This window comes from Candidatus Nitrosopumilus sediminis (assembly GCF_000299395.1).
Taxonomy (GTDB): Archaea; Thermoproteota; Nitrososphaeria; order Nitrososphaerales; family Nitrosopumilaceae; genus Nitrosopumilus; species Nitrosopumilus sediminis.
In genome coordinates this window covers 1,589,602-1,605,981 of record NC_018656.1, presented here as the reverse complement: position 1 = coordinate 1,605,981, position 16,380 = coordinate 1,589,602, and the positions used below count along the sequence as shown (strand labels likewise).

Below are 16,380 nucleotides of genomic sequence, written 5' to 3'. Positions count from 1 at the left end.
TCTAAAATCTATTTTTGTAAACTAGATATTGATGTTCATTAAACTAGGCATAATTGCTGGCCTTGTTATTTTGGGAGGCATGATATTTTCAAATGAAATTGATGATTTGTTTCCTACAACCTCTGCAACTATCTTCGATTCTCTAAAAAATGATGTGAATATTTTCGGTTCTAAAGCTTCAGATTCTGTAGAACAGAGAATTGATGAGTCAATTGATAATATTGTAGATAAGACCACCGAATCAATATCTGATGAAATTAGCAATGTAGGTAATAAAGTAACTAATGAACTTTCTGAAGTAAAAGAATATTCTCAAAAAATTATCAAAGATGAAGTTTCCAATTTTAATCCTGTTGAATCAATCCAAAATATTTTTACAAGTAATTTAAATTCAACAAATTCATTTTCAACTAATCAAGAACAATCAAACAATGATTCAAACCTAAATCCTGTTTCAATAATACCTGGAACCCTTTCATTATCAACCAAACAACAATCTGATGGCAATATTCTTCTTCAATATATTGACACAACTAATAAAACAATAAGTGTAAATGTAATTATTAGATCTGAACATAAAGAAATTTTTTCTGGAACATTTTACACATCAATGTTTAACACAAATGTAAATGATGTAACTGGAATTCCATATTACGTTGACATGATTGTTGAACATGAAGATTATGGAACTATTACATCATCAGTTTATAATCCTGGAGATTCTTCAAATACTAAAATTAACGGAATATTTTCTCAATTATAATTGATTTTTAAATAATGAAACTAATTTTGGTAATGCTTCTGCACTACTTTTTCTAATTATTATATCCATCTCTTCTGACATTTCCGTGTTTTCTGTGTTAATTTCTATTAGTGTAGCATTATTTTGTTTTGCATATATTGGAAGTGTATTTGCTGGAGATACAACAAGTGATGTACCTACAATTATCATCAAATCACATTGACTGGCAAATTTTATAGCATTTTGCCATACATCTTGTGGTAATGGTTCTCCAAACCATACAACATCAGGTCTGAGTATATTTCCACATTTACAAAATGGAGGCAAACCAGAGATTTTTGTTAAAATTTCCTCTTGATAATCACATACAGAACATTTGATTCTTACTATACTACCATGAAGTTCCAATACTTTCGTACTGCCAGATTTTTGATGTAATCCATCAATATTCTGAGTCAGGACCACAACCTCTACATATTTTTCAAGTTCTGCAATTGCTTTATGTCCTAAATTAGGTTGTGCCTGAAAAATATTCTTCCTTCTTTCATTATACCATTCCCAAACTAGTTTTGGATTATCATAAAATGCATCTATCGTGGCTAATTTCATGGGGTCATTGTTTTTCCAAAATCCATCTTTTCCTCTAAATGTAGGAATCCCACTTTCTTGTGAAATACCAGCTCCTGTCACAAATACAATTTTTTTAAATTTTTTAATTTGATCCTCAAGTGGATAAAACATTTTCATTTAATTTCAATTTCTAAAAGATCTTTAGCAGTTATTACTGAATTATGAATTTTTTGTGCTTCCTTCAAATGCCCTTCTTCGTCTTTATATCTTGCTGAAAAATGTGTCAGAATTAAATTTTTTACTTTAGCGTTTTTCCCCAATATGGCAGCTTGCTTAGCAGTGGAATGACATGTTTCTTGGGCTCTTAATTTTTCTTCATCCAAAAATGTTGAATCAAATACAAGATAATCACAATTCTCAAAAAATTTCTCTAAATCTTTTGTAGGCATAGTATCACCTGAAATTCCAATTTTTTTACCTGGACGTTTTTTTCCTAATACTTGATCAGGTCTAATTTTTCTTTCATTAACTATAATTTCATGACCATTTTGTAATTCGCTCCATAATTTTCCTTCAGGAATTCCCAATTCTTTTGCTTTTTCTAAATTAAATTTTCCAGGTTTATCCTTCTCTTTAAATAAATATGAAAACGAAGTTATAGAATGATTTGCTTTACATACATAGATGGAAAATTTTTCATCTTCAAAAATTTTCCCTTCCTTGATGGTTGTAATCATCACAGGAAATGATAATCCAAAATTCAATATTTTGATGTTAGCTCCAATGAATTCTTCAATACCATTTGGCCCAAAAATTTCTAATGTTTCAGTTCTATTTTGCATTGACATTGTTTGTAATAATCCTAAAATTCCTACACAATGATCTCCATGCAAATGTGTAACAAACAACTTCATTTTTTTATTCCAACCTAAACTTGATTTCATAAAAGATATCTGAGCAGCTTCTCCAGCATCAAACATCAAAATTTCTCCCTCTCTTTCTAAACAAATACAAGACAATCCTCTATTTTCTGTAGGCTGTGCTGCTGATGTTCCTAAGAATACTAGTTTCATTTTATCAGAATTGTTCTTGTCAAGCTTTTATGCCTATAGATGTGATATTTTTTTAAGCCAGTTAATTTTGAATTGAAATCTAATTCTTTTTTATACATAATTGCTACCTTTTTTCGTTTAGGTAGATTCGAAAAGAATTTCTTTAATATTTCTTGAGGCTTTTCCGATGTTTTTGAGGCTGTTCCATATGGTAAATCAGTTACAATTCCATCAAACTTTTCTGATATTTTTGATAATCCCTGATATTCAGAATTTATAATCTTAGAATGGTATCCATTCACTTTTAGATTTTCTTTGGCTATTTCACACATTTTTGGATCAAAATCTAAACCAATTCCGTGAATTCCCATTGATTCTGCTTCAAGAAGTGTAGTACCTGTTCCACAGAATGGATCACAAACAGTTTCACCTTTCTTTAATCCTATCAAATTTATCATTACTCTTGTTAGTTTCCAATCCAATTCATGAGGAAATTTTTTAATCTTTTTTGGCCTGATTTGATTTTTAACACGTTTTGAAAACCCAAAAAAGTTTTCATTATTTGTAAAAATAAGATATACCGTAATATCTGGATTTTCTAATTTTACTTTTGCATGAGAAAATTTTGATATCATATCTCCCATAGAACTTTCTAATTCTGGAATGTTAAATTGATTTGATGATAAATTTATTACTCTACAAACGAATGTTTTTGCATTTTTTAATACTCCAACATTTTCTTCATCTAAAAACAATCCTGACATTTTTCTTAATACTTGCCCTGAAACTTTTACAAATGTAGCTCGTTTTGCTATTTCATTCCAATTTGTTTTAGACTGAACAATAACTAAATTAGATATCACTTTAATTTTTGAAAATCTATCATACATTTTTGCGATTGCGGTAATCTCATCTGTTGCAAGTTCTAAATAATCTTTAGATAAAACAAAAAAACTTTCTGGCATTATTAAATTGCCTTTGCAATAGTATCTGAAATATCTACAATTGATGTTTTGCCTGGAATAGTATTTGTACTAATTATTTTTGTTACTCCTGCTTTTCTAATCCTTTTCTCTGCATTATTCATTAACAAGGCATGTGTACATGCAACATACACTTTTTTACATTTTTGTTTCTTAAGAAACTGAGTGGCTTTTACAATACTTCCTCCAGTACTAATCATATCATCTACTAAAATCAAATCTCTATTTGCAACTTCATCAAGATTTTTTGTTTTTATCTGAACTTTTCCTGTTTTCCTATCCCTCTTTTTCTCTAATGCAATATATTCAGAACCTAATTCCTTTGCAAATTCCTTTGCTCTTTCCTTTCCTCCTTGATCTGGTGATACAACAAGAGGATTTTTCAGGCTCAATTTCTTGAAATATTGTACAAGTTCAGGAATTGCAGATACATTCTTTGTTTTTATCGTAAAATGTTTGAATCCAATCATACTGTGGATATCAACAGCAATAATTTTTGATGCACCAGCTCCTTTGAACAACTTACCAAGAACTTTCATTGTAATAATTTCACCTGGTAAAAATTCTCTATCTTGTCTTGCATATCCCATATATGGTATCACAGCAATTACTTCAGATGATATCTCTTTAGCTTTTGAAATTAGTGATAATGCTTGAATTAGATTTGTATCAACTGGAGGATATATTGATTGTACTACGATTGATTTTTTCTTTGATATTTCTCCATTTAGAGTGATCTTACTCTCTCCATCCGCAAAGACCCTGATCTCTGTTTTTATTAGATTTGCCTTTATCTTCTTAGATAATCTTTTTGCTACATCTTCAGAAGATTTTCCTGCAATTACTGATAATTTACTCAACAAGAAATGTCATTTAATGGGATTCTTAAGTTTTGAGAAGATTAATCTTCTCCACCGCGTCCTAAGTCGCCAACACCAAATTTATCGACAACCTCATTTCTTTGTTCATCAAGCTTTCTAATTTCTTCATCTTCCCTCTTTTCATCTCCTTGATACACTGTTCTAATTGGCCATGGAATTCTAATGTCATATTTTTTGAATTCTTCATACATAATTACCCTAATGTCTGTTTTAGTCTTAAATTGTGCACCATAATCTCTAACATAAACCCATAATGAAAAATCAAGTGATGAATCATTAAATTTGTTAAATCTAACAACAGGTTGATTTATGTCAACATGAATATCCTTATCACATCCACAACTGGGCTTATTATTATCCAAGTAAGGACATCTTTGCTGTCTAATTAGATGTCTTCCTCTATCATCCATTACTTCTTTCATAGCACGTTTTCCAATCTTAACTAGAATTGCAGCAACCTGTTTTGGATTATTTAGATACGAAACCCCCACTTCAACAATTGCAGGTACCATTTTGATTTCTTTTGAGTAGTTGATAATTTGAGAATTAACAAGTTGTCTAGTTGGAATTACAGCATATGATTCATTTAATGCATCACGAATGAAAGTAACCCTGGGAGTGATTTTGTGCACATATCCATTATATCCTGTATCTAATTGAACACGCTCGCCTTCTCCAAAAATCTTATCCTTTCTAATCAATATGTAAGCAAAATAATTTTGCATGGTTTCTTGCAATGCTAATCCTATACCAATAGCCAATCCTCCTGTGGCAGTTGCAAGTATTATCAAATCAATTCCCCACCAACTTACTACTCCAAGTATTACTGCAACAAATATTCCAAGTGGTAAAATCTGAGAAATTGATTTTGGAAGATCTTTTCTTTTTCTTTTTGCATAGCCTGGTGGTTTTGATCCAGAAATTATTGGATCAAATCCATTAAATCTCTTCTCTTCTCTCCATGTGTCTATAGGAAAAATTTCTTCAACATCTTGTCCAGGTTTTAGTTTTTTACCGGATTCATTATTTCCAGAAATACAATCATCATAATATTTTTGATATTTCCTTCTTTCAGATTTTTTCCATTCTTCGAATGGATCTTTGACTAACTGTTCAAAACTTCCAATTGGTAATCCCTTCGTTGTTCTAAACTCTTCTAGGAATTTCCTTCCTTCTTCTGTCTTTAACTTTTCTCCAAATTCTTCGTCTGTTAATTCACTGGGTGTGTTCTTTGGGGGAATCCATTTGTAGAATTTATGAAAAAGATCACCATCGTCATCAGGAAATCCACGTAATTCTTTCCAAGATTCAAAATCTTCTTTTTCTAAATTGGATTTTTCTTTTTTACGAAGTATTATTGGAATTAAATGAGCAATTGAATATCCAATAACAAGAATGTTAATTGTATTGAGAATCTTTGCAAATGTTTCACTAGATGTTAATTTTCCTTCTAAAGAAACTAAAGCATCATTTTCAAACAGAGCAAATGATTGTATGTAGAAATTTACTGAGGTAATTAATATAATTGCAAAAAATGGTAAAACTACTACCCTAACAAATCTTGAAAGATGAGGTCGTTCATAATTCATTCTTTGTTTTTTTACCCATTTTGAAAAAGTACGATAAATTACTACAATTCCAATAATACCTACAATTAACACAATAAATGCTGCCTGAAGAGATTCAGATGAGGCTAAAAGCTGAGATATGCCTTGAAACTGATCTACTTGACCAGATACTGCATCAATTATTTCTTCAGCCATCTAATCATTCTCCTTCTTTCTATCATACATAGGTTGACCTAACTTCATTCTTTTAGAATTTTTAATAAAAGTATTATAAAATATAAAATTTTTCAGGCATAAAAAACCTGTAACCTTTAACAATGGCATTTGTACTAATAACTAAGTGACCTATCAAGAAACGATTTGGGATGATTCGCCATCACTAAAATCATATACATTATCTAATTTCCGTACTCTTCCACAAATTCAGAAACTTTCTGAAGAAACTCAATTTGAAATGGAGGTTGTAGGAAATGTTTTACCCTTTAAAGCAAACAACTATGTTGTCGAGCAATTAATTGATTGGAATAATATTCCAAATGATCCTATCTTTGTGTTAACATTTCCTCAAAAAGGAATGCTAAAACCAGAACATTATGAAAAAATGGCAACTGCATTAAAAAATAATTTGGATAAAAAAGAAATTACAAATATTGCAAACGAAATACGTTTACAATTAAATCCTCACCCTGCAGGCCAAATGGAACTAAATGTTCCAACATTAAAGGATGGAACAAAACTTTATGGGATGCAACACAAATACAAGGAAACTTGTCTCTTTTTCCCAAGCCAAAGCCAAACATGTCATGCTTATTGTAGTTTTTGTTTTAGATGGCCACAATTTGTAGGAATGGATGAAATGAAATTTGCAATGCAGGAAGGAGAACAATTAGTTCAATATGTCAGGGAGCACCCAGAAATTTCTGATGTACTGTTTACTGGTGGCGATCCAATGATAATGAAAGCAAAAATTTTCTCAAAATATGTTGATGCATTAATTGATGCAAAATTACCTAACCTTAAAACAATTAGAATTGGAACAAAGGCTTTGGCATATTGGCCTTACAAATTTCTAACTGATTCTGATTCTCAAGAAATGTTAGATGTATTCAAAAAAATTATCGATAACGGATTACATCTTGCATTTATGGCACACTTTAACCATCTTAACGAATTATCAACAGATGCTGTAAAAAATGCAATTAAAGCTGTTAGAAATACAGGTGCACAAATTAGAACTCAATCTCCTTTATTGGCACACATAAATGATGATGCAGAAATGTGGGCAAAAATGTGGACTAAACAAGTTCAGCTAGGATGTATACCATATTACATGTTTGTAGTAAGAGATACAGGCGCTCAGCATTATTTTGGAATTCCGCTAGTCAAGGCTTATCAAATTTTCAAAAAAGCATACTCTTCAGTTAGTGGGTTAGCAAGAACAGTTCGTGGACCAAGCATGTCTGCTACTCCTGGAAAAGTACATGTAATTGGAACAGCAAATCTTAATGATCAAAAAGTTATTGTTTTAAGATTTTTACAGGGTAGAAATCCTGATTGGGTTCAGGTACCATTTTTTGCAAAATATGACGAAAATGCAATTTGGTTAGATGATCTAAAGCCTGCATTAACTGACAAATTCTTCTTTGATGAAGAAATGAAAAATTTCAAAACAACACATCCTGTTGAAGATTATCCTGAATCTTAGAATTAACCTGACAAATTAGACAAATCTATCTTACTAACTAACATTTGTAAAATAGTTCATAAAAAATATCAAATTGAATTCAGATCAAGTGTTAAAATCTATACAAAACGAAAATATATCTTTCATAGATTTTTGGTTTGTAGATATTTTTGGTGAACTTCATAATGTTGGAATGCCAAGTTATGCAATTGACAAAAATAGTTTTGTTAATGGCCTTGAAAAATTAGATGCAAGTTCGATTGTTGGATTCAAATCTGTTAATAATTCTGATATGATTTTAATGCCTGATCCAACTTCGTTCAAAATTCTCCCAAACGATTATGATCCTGGCAATAGAAAGAATGCAAGAATCTTTTGTGATCTTTATGATGGTAGTACAGACAAAGAATCAAGATATAATCGAGATTCAAGAGGAATCGCACATAAAGCATCAAAAAAACTCAGTGAATTTGGTTTAACTCATACTAATTGGGGACCTGAAATAGAATTTTTTGTCTTTGATGCTATCAATGTCTATCCCTCACCTTATGGCGCAACCCATTCTGGTGGAGGCTCTGGATATTCTATTGAATCTAAAGAATCCCCTTGGGCAAAGGGAAATGTAAGTACCGCAATAGATATCAAAGAAGGGTATTATCCAGCGCAACCTAAGGATACTCTTGAAGGATTTAGAAAAGACGTATGTGATGATTTGTATAATTATTTTGGAATAAAAATTGAAGCAGAACATCATGAAGTAGCAACTTCTGGTCAATGTGAAATCAATTTAGTTTATGATGAAATGATTGCTATGGCAGACAATGTAATTGCAGTCAAAAATTTAGTAAAAGTAAAAGCTAAAAGAAAAAATAAAGTTGCAACATTTATGCCAAAGCCAATTTTTGGTGATAATGCATCTGCAATGCATACTCATCAAAGTTTATGGAAAGAAAATTCTAACGTAATGTATGACAAAGATGATGATCAAGCTCAAATGAGTCAAACTGGAAGATATTATGTTGGTGGAATTCTAAATCATGCATCAGCATTATGTGCAATTACAAACCCTACAACAAATTCTTACAAACGTCTTGTTCCTGGATTTGAGGCACCTGTAAATGTTTGCTGGGGATTAGCAAATCGTTCAGCTGCTGTTAGGGTTCCAATGTATAATAGAAATCAAGAAAAAAGTAAAAGAATTGAATATCGTGTACCTGATCCAACTGCGAATATCTATCTTTTAGAAGCTGCATTATTACTAGCAGGATTAGATGGAATCAAAAATAAAACTGATCCTGGTGATCCAGTTGAAGAAAATGTATACAAACTTTCTTCAGAAAAGAAACGAGAATATAAGATTGGATCTTTACCAGTATCATTAAAAGATTCACTTGATTCTTTAGCAAGTGATTCAAATTTCTTAAAAGAAATTTTTACAAAAGACTTTCTTGATGCATATTCTGAATTAAAATACAAAGAGTATACCGCATTTGCACAAACTCCTACAGCTTGGGAAGTTTCAATGTATGCTGATGCTTAATTGATACAAATATCAAAATATTTTGAAAATCAGTATTTTTGGTGAAAATTAGTAGAACATTTTTAAAATTAGATTTGTTTTTTTTAGTATGAAATTAAAATTATTGATATTGTTTTTATTAACTATGCCTGGTTTAGCTGGGATTGCTTATGGGCATACAATTGATTCTGTAGGTGAATACAGAGTAGAAATTGGTTGGATGAATGAGCCTGTTGTGTCAGGAGAAACTAATGGAATCGAATTCTATGTTAGCCCATTAATCCCGTGTCCAGATATTCCTCAAGCAATCAAATGTGCAGAATCCCAAGAATTTCAAAATGGAATTCCTGGTTTAAACAAAACGATAAAAATGAAATTAATATACAAAGACGAAAGTATTACACTCCCTTTATCACCTGACCATGGTATTCCAGGAAAATATTATGCATTTGTAAACCCTACCGTTTCTGGATTTTATCAAGCAAATATTTTGGGAACAATCATTGACACTCCAATTAGTTTGTCCATGCATCCTCCAAAAGTTGATGAACGTTCCTACATTGAATTTCCTGAACCATCTGATATTACAGTACAACAAATGATTGATGGACATACTGCTTTAATTGAAGATGTAAGTGAACTAAAAGATTCAGTAGTAATTTTAGAAGAAACACAATCAAATAATTTTGGATATGTAGGTATCGGTACTGGGATAATTGGAATTATAATTGCAATTATAGCACTTGCAAAATCTAAGAAAACTAATTAGAATTTTGTATTTCACCATTTTTTTTAAATGAATATCTTAGCAGTATAGGACCAATGAATATTGTACCTAAAATCACAAAAATTAAGGTAGAGAAAATATTATCAGATATGATTCCATAAGACAATCCAATCCCCGCAGTAATGAATGCAATTTCTCCCCTAACAATCATTCCACAACCAATTCTAAGACCTTTATTTTTATTTTTAAGTAAAATGATTGCTGGAATTCCCGAACCTAAAATTTTACTAAAAACTGCAATTATCAAAATTACAACAAATAAGACCAAATCTATATCTAAAATATTTAAGATATCTACATTTGCACCTAATATAGCAAAGAAAAATGGTGCGAAAATAATCTGTAATTCTCCAACAAATTCTTTTACCTGTCTTGCCAATTTTGAACCTGCAAGCCCCATTCCTGCTGCAAATGCTCCCACTATAGGATTAAGACCAATAATCGAAGCAATAGCTGCCATGCCAAATGCTGAACCTAATGCAGTTGCTTGTTTTGTTCCACGAGATTCAAGAGATGTTGGTCTTGTTACTGCAACTGCATGAACAATTTTTGGAAGTAAAAATACAGCACCTAGTAATAGAATTATCCAAAGAATTAATGATTTTGATATTTCAAACAATACTGTTTCAATAACTGGAATTGAGTGTGCAATTATTAGAGAAATTATAGAAGATAAAATAGCTAATCCTATTACATCATCGAGTACTGCAGCATTAACCAAAATATTTCCTTCTTTTGTTTTTTCTTTTCCCAATTCTCCCAAAATAGTTACAGCTGCAGTAATACTTGTTGCACTTAGTGTTGCACCAATTATCATTGCAACCATCCAATCGATTCCAAATAAAATAGAAATTCCATACCCAAGTCCTAGTGGAACAATTACTCCTGCTGTACCAATAATTACAGCCTGAATTCCTACATGCTTTAAACTAGAAAAAGTGAAATGTAATCCTGCTGAAAATAAAATTATGATTCCAGAAATTTGCCAAAATGACAACATTAGATCACTTAACTCCACTAATGATCTATCAAAGAATGGTATCATTCCTCCTAATGCAAACGGACCTAAAGCTATTCCTCCAATTACAAAACCAACTATCTCAGAAATTCCAAAATGCTTACAAATTCTACCTAATAGCATTGATGGAATCACCAAAACTAAAATTCCAACCAATGTTGGAATAGCATCAATTTCGGTAACCATTTACAATTAAACCTAATTCGATTTATTAAAACTAATTTTTAAAATCAAATTTGAAAATATCATTGAGATTTGAGCCTAGATTTTTTAGAAATTTTATAGAAAACAGCTCCAATTCCTATAATTGTAATACCCACAAGCACAACCTCGATTTCAAATTGGAATGCCATATACACTGAAATTCCTAATCCAAATAATGGAAGAATTGGAAATTTTCCAATATTAACAGGAACCCTAAATTTTCGTTCAATGTCAGGTTCTGTATAACGTAAAACAATAACTGCCAGATTCACAGCAGCAAATGTAATTACAATTGCAAAAACTGTTATGTTTGCAACAATTACAATATCCCCAATCAATGTAAAAGCAATTGATGTTATCAAAATTACAATTACTGCAACCCAAGGAGTTTTTGTTTTAAAATGAATTTTTTCTAGAACTTTAGGAAATACTTTTTCTTTTGCCATGCCATAAAAAATTCTTGAACCTGCTACAAGTGTGATCAAAACTGTGTTAGTAATGGCAAAAAGAGCGATGGATGAAAGTAAGATATGTGCCTCTGATCCTAAACCTCTTTCTGCTACTAATGCCATTGGTGCAGCTGAGTTGGCAAGCTCTTCCCAATTTACAACTCGAACTACAGCCAAAGAAACTAGAACATACAAAACACCTGAAATTATAACTGATAGTATTATTGCTCTAGGAAGTGTTTTTTTAGGTTTTTTTACTTCCTCTGCAATATTTGCCATATCTTCAAATCCTATGAATGCAAAAAATATCAATACAAATGCAATTACAATTCCAGTGAAACCCGTTGGACTTTCAGTATAATCTACAGGTTCAGGACTGGCAAATGTAAAACCGATAATAATAATCAGTATTAATCCAGATGCTTCAATAATTGTAAATACAGTATTGGTCCACGCTGATTCTCTAATTCCAACAAAATTTACTATTGATAGAATAACTAACAAACCAATAGCTGAAATAATTATTGGAATGTTTACAAATTCTGCAAAGTATCCTCCAAACCCTAATGCAACTGTTGCAGCTGTAATAATAGATGTAATTGCTGTAAGCCAACCTATGAGAAAAGCGAAAAAATTATTTTTAAAAGCATTTTTTATGAAAACATATTCTGCAGCTGCTTTAGGAAATACTGATGATAATTCTGCATAACTAAATCCTGCAAATAATGCAACGATTGATCCTAATACAAATGCAATCCATACGGAATCCCCTGCAAAGCCTGCAGCTTCACCAATTAATACATAAATTCCAGCACCAAGAATTAATCCAGTTCCATACATTGTAAGCTGGAAAAGGCCCATTTGACGCTTTAACTCAGACATGTATCACAATATCCTAAGAAACTAGAAAATTTAATCCATATCCTACAAAATATGCAACAATAGCAGCAACTCCACCAATGATTAATGTATTAATTCCTGAATGTAATATTGATTTTTTTACAATTTTTCCTTTTATCATTCCAACAAGAAAAAATGCTGCAGCTACAGATACAATAGAATATCCGAATGCTTCAGAATTCAATTCTATACCTATTATCATGAAAACCATAAACGGAATTAATGGAATTAGTCCAACAAGATTGAAACCAACAAATGTACTTACAGAACTATCTAAGGGATTTTTTTCATCTTCAATTAACCCTAATTCTTCTTTCATCATGGTATCAATCCATACTTTTCTTTTTGATGTGATTATTCGCACAACATCTTCTAGTAGTTCGTCTTTGAATCCTTTTTCTCGATAAATTTCTCTGATTTCTTCCCTTTCTTGTTCCTCCAAGTTATCAATTTCCCATTCCTCTTGCCTTCTCTTCATTTCTATAAACTCGTTTCTGGCCTTTGATGCTTGATAATTTGCAGCAGCCATTGAAAATCCATCTGCAAACAAATTTGCAAATCCCAAAATCAAGATTATTGTTGAAGGTAATGATGCACCCATAACTCCTGCAACTATGGCAAAAGTAGTTACTGCACCATCTATAGAACCATAAATAAAATCATCAAAATGCCATTTCATGATTACAATTATTTCTTGCTCATTGTTTTAATGTATTTTCAGAATTATTACTTTGCAATTGCCTTTGTGATATCTGTCTTACTAATTATTCCTGTAATTGATCCATTCCCATCTAATACCACCAAGCCACTAACATTATTCTCTAAAATTAGTTTACACGCATCTGACAAACTTTGATTGAACTTGATAGTGATTAATCCCTCAGTCATCACTTCTCTGGCTAATGAAATGTTTCCAAATCCTTCTTTTGAGATAAATCCATTTCTAATTTGATCTGATATTCCATACTCAGAAATATCTTCTTCACTTCCTAACTCTATTGCAATTCTAAATAAATCTCTAAATGAAATTATCCCAACCGGTTCCTCATTTTGATTCTTTACAATTAATCTGGAAATTTTCTTTTCTAACATCTTTCGTACAACCTTGTATAATGGTGCAGCAGTATGAGTGAATTCATAGTTGTGAGTCATAAAATCAATAACTTTCTTTTCATCAGTAATGTTTTCAGCATAATAATTGACAAGATCACTTTTTGTAAAAATTGTTTTTACTTGATCCTTTTCCCCAATAGCTAATGAACTAATGCCTTTCTCAATCATTATTTTTGCTGCATTTTCAGGAGTAATCTCTTGATTTACAAATTCAATTGGCTTCATTATTTTTGTAATAGGAATTTTATCTAATCCTTGTCTTGTAGTCTCTGAAAATAAAAATAATCCAATATCTTTCTCGGTGATTATTCCAACATGTTTTTCATTTTCTCTAACAACTAATCTACTAATTTTTGTGTTTAATAGCATTCTAATAGCATCTGAAATTGTTGCCTTTTTCATAATGGAAATAGGTTTTTTTGAAATATTACTAATAGACAATTGTTAAGCATACAGATTTTTTATATAAAAATTGAAGATATAATTTCCAACTTTGATTGCAATTTTGTTTTCAACTTTGGAAATTAATGGTCATTTTATATTAGAATAGTTATGGTTTTGTATATGGCTAAATTCAAAAAAATTCTCGTTCCACTTGATGGTTCTGCAAATGCTACTCGTGGTTTAGATAGAGCAATTGAAATTGCAAAAGGTAGTGATGCTGAAATTACTGGATTTTACGTATTTCATTTACCATTAGCAGCTGGAATCAAATACACAGCAAAAATGAAAGAAGAAGCACAAAAAAAAGCTGTCAAAGCTATTGGTCCTGCTATGAATAAAGCTCAAAAAGCTGGTGCCACTTTCAAATACAAAACTAGTGGAGGGAATACTGGTGCAGAAATTGTCAAGTTTGCCAAAAATGGAAAATTTGACATGATTGTAATTGGTGCAAGAGGATTAGGCGGTGCAAAAGAAGCATTTCTTGGAAGTACATCTAATTATGTAATGCACAAAACCAAGATTCCAGTTTTAGTAGTGAAATAGTTCAATCTGAACTTTTTTTATTTTTCCATATACTTGATATTCTATGTGTAATAACCTACAAGTATAGGAATTTGAAAAAATTTTGGTGTAGATAATGGTTGAAAACAATTATGATATTCTAGGAATTGTCGAAGGTTCAACAGAGAAAGAAATTCGAGATGCATTTAGAAGATTAGCTCTTCAATTTCACTCAGATCGTGGTGGTGAAAACGAACAATTTATCAAAATTAAACAAGCATATGAAGATCTAAAAATTGGAAAAAAATACCCAGAAACTGATTTTGAAAAATTAAAAAATTCCAAGGTATATTCTGAAGATTCTGAGGCCGATATTAGAAGAAAAAATCAGATTTTAGGCCAAGAATTATTCAAAGAAATGAAAACTGCTGAAGAATGGGCATCGTCTTTGAACAGATCAAACAATACTGGATCTAGATTATTTGGATCAAAGACTCTTGGAGAAATTGAATTAGAAAGAAAAGCAACTGGTACACTATCAATAAAAGGAAATTTTATGGCTGGTAGCTTTACTTATGATGGTCCAATTATAATGCAAGGAAGTATTACCAGTCCATCATGGACACAAGAATATCAAACAAACATTCGGGTAACTAATGGAGATTTTAAATTCATTAATCCATTAGAAAATAAATACAAAATTGAAAATGGCGCAAAAATCACCGTTGAAAATGGTGATGCCATAGTTGGAAATGTTTATGGTAGAAAATTTCGGGTTGAAGATCCTGTACGTGTAGGAGTTTTCCAAATTCAAGAACATAGAACTCGTATTATAGCTCCTAAAGGAAAAATTATTGCAGAAAATCTTGTTAATACTGTATCACTTGAAGCAGATTCAGTTATTGTTTTGAATGTAGAAGACGATGTTATCATCTCTGCAAGAGAGATTTTATTTTATGGAGGAAAATTGACGTATGATTCTGTAATAGAACTAAAAAAAGGTGGAACAATTAGATTTTTCGAGAATTTTTCTATTCAGGGTTTAAGTGGTGATGCAATAATTAAACTTGAAAATGGTAAAAAAATTAGATTGTTTGATCTAAAAACTAAAAAAATCAAAGATTTGGCAGATGAATTTGTACCTAACAAGGAGAATTACAATAAAGACGCTACCATGGTAGGTCATGGATTTACCATCACATATGATATGCTAGATAATCTCTCAATGAAACCTGCTAAAAAACAAAAACAGGGTTGGGCATCAAAATTTGGATTTTCTAGAAAATAATTGGTTTTAAACTGTTTTTTTATGCTTGACAATGACCATTTCTCATAAATAGGCCTAATTTTGCAAATTATATGTGAAAAAAATTGAGGCTATAATTAAGAGAAAACATTTCCCTACAATTAAAACAACTTTGAATACAATTGGAACCTACATTATTGATAAACGAAATTTAGATGATAGTAACATTTACGATGAATCCCAGGGTTCACGTGCTGGCTCTACCGGACTAAAATCTGTACCACTTGCAAAACTCGAAATGGTAGTTTCTGACAAGGATGCTAGAAAAGTAGTTGAAATGATTTCAAAAAATTCTGGTCTGTCATCAAATCATGGTGGGAAAATTTTCGTTTCAGAAATGGAGGAAGTTGTAGATATGGAAACACTTGATGGAAGAAAAGATCTTGAAATCATTACTGAAATAAAACCTGACACAGAATTAGAATCAAAACCATTACCGAAACGAAGTAGATTTGTTCCTTTACAGAAATTTACTTTACATAAACTACAAGCTACATATGAAAAAAATAAAGAAACTCTTCGTGATGATTATCGAATAAAATCATTCAGTGATTTTGTTAATTATTGTATAATGAAATCTCTTCCAACTTTAGAAAAACAATTAAAGAATCCTACAATAATATATGAAAATAATTTTGATGATTTTTAATAATACCCGT

16 protein-coding genes are annotated in these 16,380 nt (G+C 31.0%); 7 read left to right on the top strand and 9 right to left on the bottom strand.

Translation table 11 applies throughout. The annotated features are described in order from the left end of the window. Nucleotides 1–31 precede the first annotated feature (31 nt). Complete coding sequence (locus NSED_RS09550) at nt 32–763, top strand: hypothetical protein (protein ID WP_014966059.1); 732 nt, start codon at nt 32–34, stop codon at nt 761–763. On the opposite strand, the gene NSED_RS09545 is transcribed toward NSED_RS09550, so the two are convergent. The 5 genes from NSED_RS09545 to NSED_RS09525 are packed head-to-tail and all read right to left on the bottom strand — an operon-like array spanning nt 758 to nt 5,991. Next, the gene (locus tag NSED_RS09545; RefSeq protein WP_026090058.1) at nt 758–1,483 is read right to left on the bottom strand and encodes an SIR2 family NAD-dependent protein deacylase; all 726 of its coding nucleotides are present in this window, start codon (nt 1,481–1,483) and stop codon (nt 758–760) included. The genes NSED_RS09550 and NSED_RS09545 overlap by 6 nt on opposite strands. Nucleotides 1,484–1,485: 2 nt before the next feature. Then, nucleotides 1,486–2,385 carry a ribonuclease Z gene (gene rnz / locus NSED_RS09540; RefSeq protein ID WP_014966057.1) on the bottom strand — a complete coding sequence of 300 codons (900 nt, stop codon included), beginning with the start codon at nt 2,383–2,385 and terminating at the stop codon, nt 1,486–1,488. Next, nucleotides 2,382–3,329 (bottom strand): TRM11 family SAM-dependent methyltransferase, encoded by a 948-nt coding sequence (locus NSED_RS09535; protein ID WP_014966056.1) that lies wholly within the window; start codon nt 3,327–3,329, stop codon nt 2,382–2,384. The genes rnz and NSED_RS09535 overlap by 4 nt, the downstream gene beginning before the upstream one ends. 2 nt (nt 3,330–3,331) lie before the next feature. Further along, the gene (locus NSED_RS09530; protein WP_016940131.1) at nt 3,332–4,207 is read right to left on the bottom strand and encodes a ribose-phosphate diphosphokinase; all 876 of its coding nucleotides are present in this window, start codon (nt 4,205–4,207) and stop codon (nt 3,332–3,334) included. 41 nt (nt 4,208–4,248) lie between these two features. Continuing rightward, the gene (locus tag NSED_RS09525; protein ID WP_014966054.1) at nt 4,249–5,991 is read right to left on the bottom strand and encodes a mechanosensitive ion channel family protein; all 1,743 of its coding nucleotides are present in this window, start codon (nt 5,989–5,991) and stop codon (nt 4,249–4,251) included. Nucleotides 5,992–6,136: 145 nt separating this feature from the next. Between NSED_RS09525 and NSED_RS09520 the strand changes: the two genes are divergently transcribed. From NSED_RS09520 to NSED_RS09510, 3 genes are all read left to right on the top strand, one after another. Next, nucleotides 6,137–7,501 (top strand): KamA family radical SAM protein, encoded by a 1,365-nt coding sequence (locus NSED_RS09520; protein WP_014966053.1) that lies wholly within the window; start codon nt 6,137–6,139, stop codon nt 7,499–7,501. Nucleotides 7,502–7,574: 73 nt separating this feature from the next. Then, nucleotides 7,575–9,020 (top strand): type I glutamate--ammonia ligase, encoded by a 1,446-nt coding sequence (gene glnA, locus NSED_RS09515; RefSeq protein WP_014966052.1) that lies wholly within the window; start codon nt 7,575–7,577, stop codon nt 9,018–9,020. Between the two features lie 124 nt (nt 9,021–9,144). Continuing rightward, the gene (locus tag NSED_RS09510; RefSeq protein WP_014966051.1) at nt 9,145–9,768 is read left to right on the top strand and encodes a hypothetical protein; all 624 of its coding nucleotides are present in this window, start codon (nt 9,145–9,147) and stop codon (nt 9,766–9,768) included. Here NSED_RS09510 and NSED_RS09505 read toward each other — a convergent pair. From NSED_RS09505 to NSED_RS09490, 4 genes are read right to left on the bottom strand one after another with little or no spacing between them, the layout of a single operon-like run. Continuing rightward, nucleotides 9,761–10,990 (bottom strand): cation:proton antiporter, encoded by a 1,230-nt coding sequence (locus NSED_RS09505; RefSeq protein ID WP_014966050.1) that lies wholly within the window; start codon nt 10,988–10,990, stop codon nt 9,761–9,763. The two genes, NSED_RS09510 and NSED_RS09505, sit on opposite strands and share 8 nt — an antisense overlap. Before the next feature lie 59 nt (nt 10,991–11,049). Next, a complete protein-coding gene (locus NSED_RS09500) occupies nt 11,050–12,339 on the bottom strand; it encodes an APC family permease (protein WP_016940129.1) in 1,290 nt (429 codons plus the stop codon). Nucleotides 12,340–12,352: 13 nt separating this feature from the next. Continuing rightward, nucleotides 12,353–13,036: a VIT1/CCC1 transporter family protein gene (locus tag NSED_RS09495; protein WP_014966048.1), complete on the bottom strand. Its 684-nt coding sequence runs from the start codon at nt 13,034–13,036 to the stop codon at nt 12,353–12,355. A gap of 47 nt (nt 13,037–13,083) precedes the next feature. Then, on the bottom strand, nt 13,084–13,911 hold the full coding sequence (locus tag NSED_RS09490) for a CBS domain-containing protein (RefSeq protein ID WP_026090056.1): 828 nt from the start codon (nt 13,909–13,911) through the stop codon (nt 13,084–13,086). A gap of 123 nt (nt 13,912–14,034) precedes the next feature. On the opposite strand from NSED_RS09490, the gene NSED_RS09485 reads away from it, so the two are divergent. The 3 genes from NSED_RS09485 to NSED_RS09475 all read left to right on the top strand — a co-directional run bounded on the left by NSED_RS09485 (nt 14,035) and on the right by NSED_RS09475 (nt 16,370). Continuing rightward, nucleotides 14,035–14,457: a universal stress protein gene (locus NSED_RS09485; RefSeq protein ID WP_014966046.1), complete on the top strand. Its 423-nt coding sequence runs from the start codon at nt 14,035–14,037 to the stop codon at nt 14,455–14,457. A gap of 94 nt (nt 14,458–14,551) precedes the next feature. After that, the gene (locus NSED_RS09480) at nt 14,552–15,703 is read left to right on the top strand and encodes a J domain-containing protein (RefSeq protein ID WP_014966045.1); all 1,152 of its coding nucleotides are present in this window, start codon (nt 14,552–14,554) and stop codon (nt 15,701–15,703) included. A 73-nt stretch (nt 15,704–15,776) separates the two neighbouring features. After that, a complete protein-coding gene (locus NSED_RS09475) occupies nt 15,777–16,370 on the top strand; it encodes a P-II family nitrogen regulator (RefSeq protein ID WP_014966044.1) in 594 nt (197 codons plus the stop codon). Nucleotides 16,371–16,380: the final 10 nt, after the last annotated feature.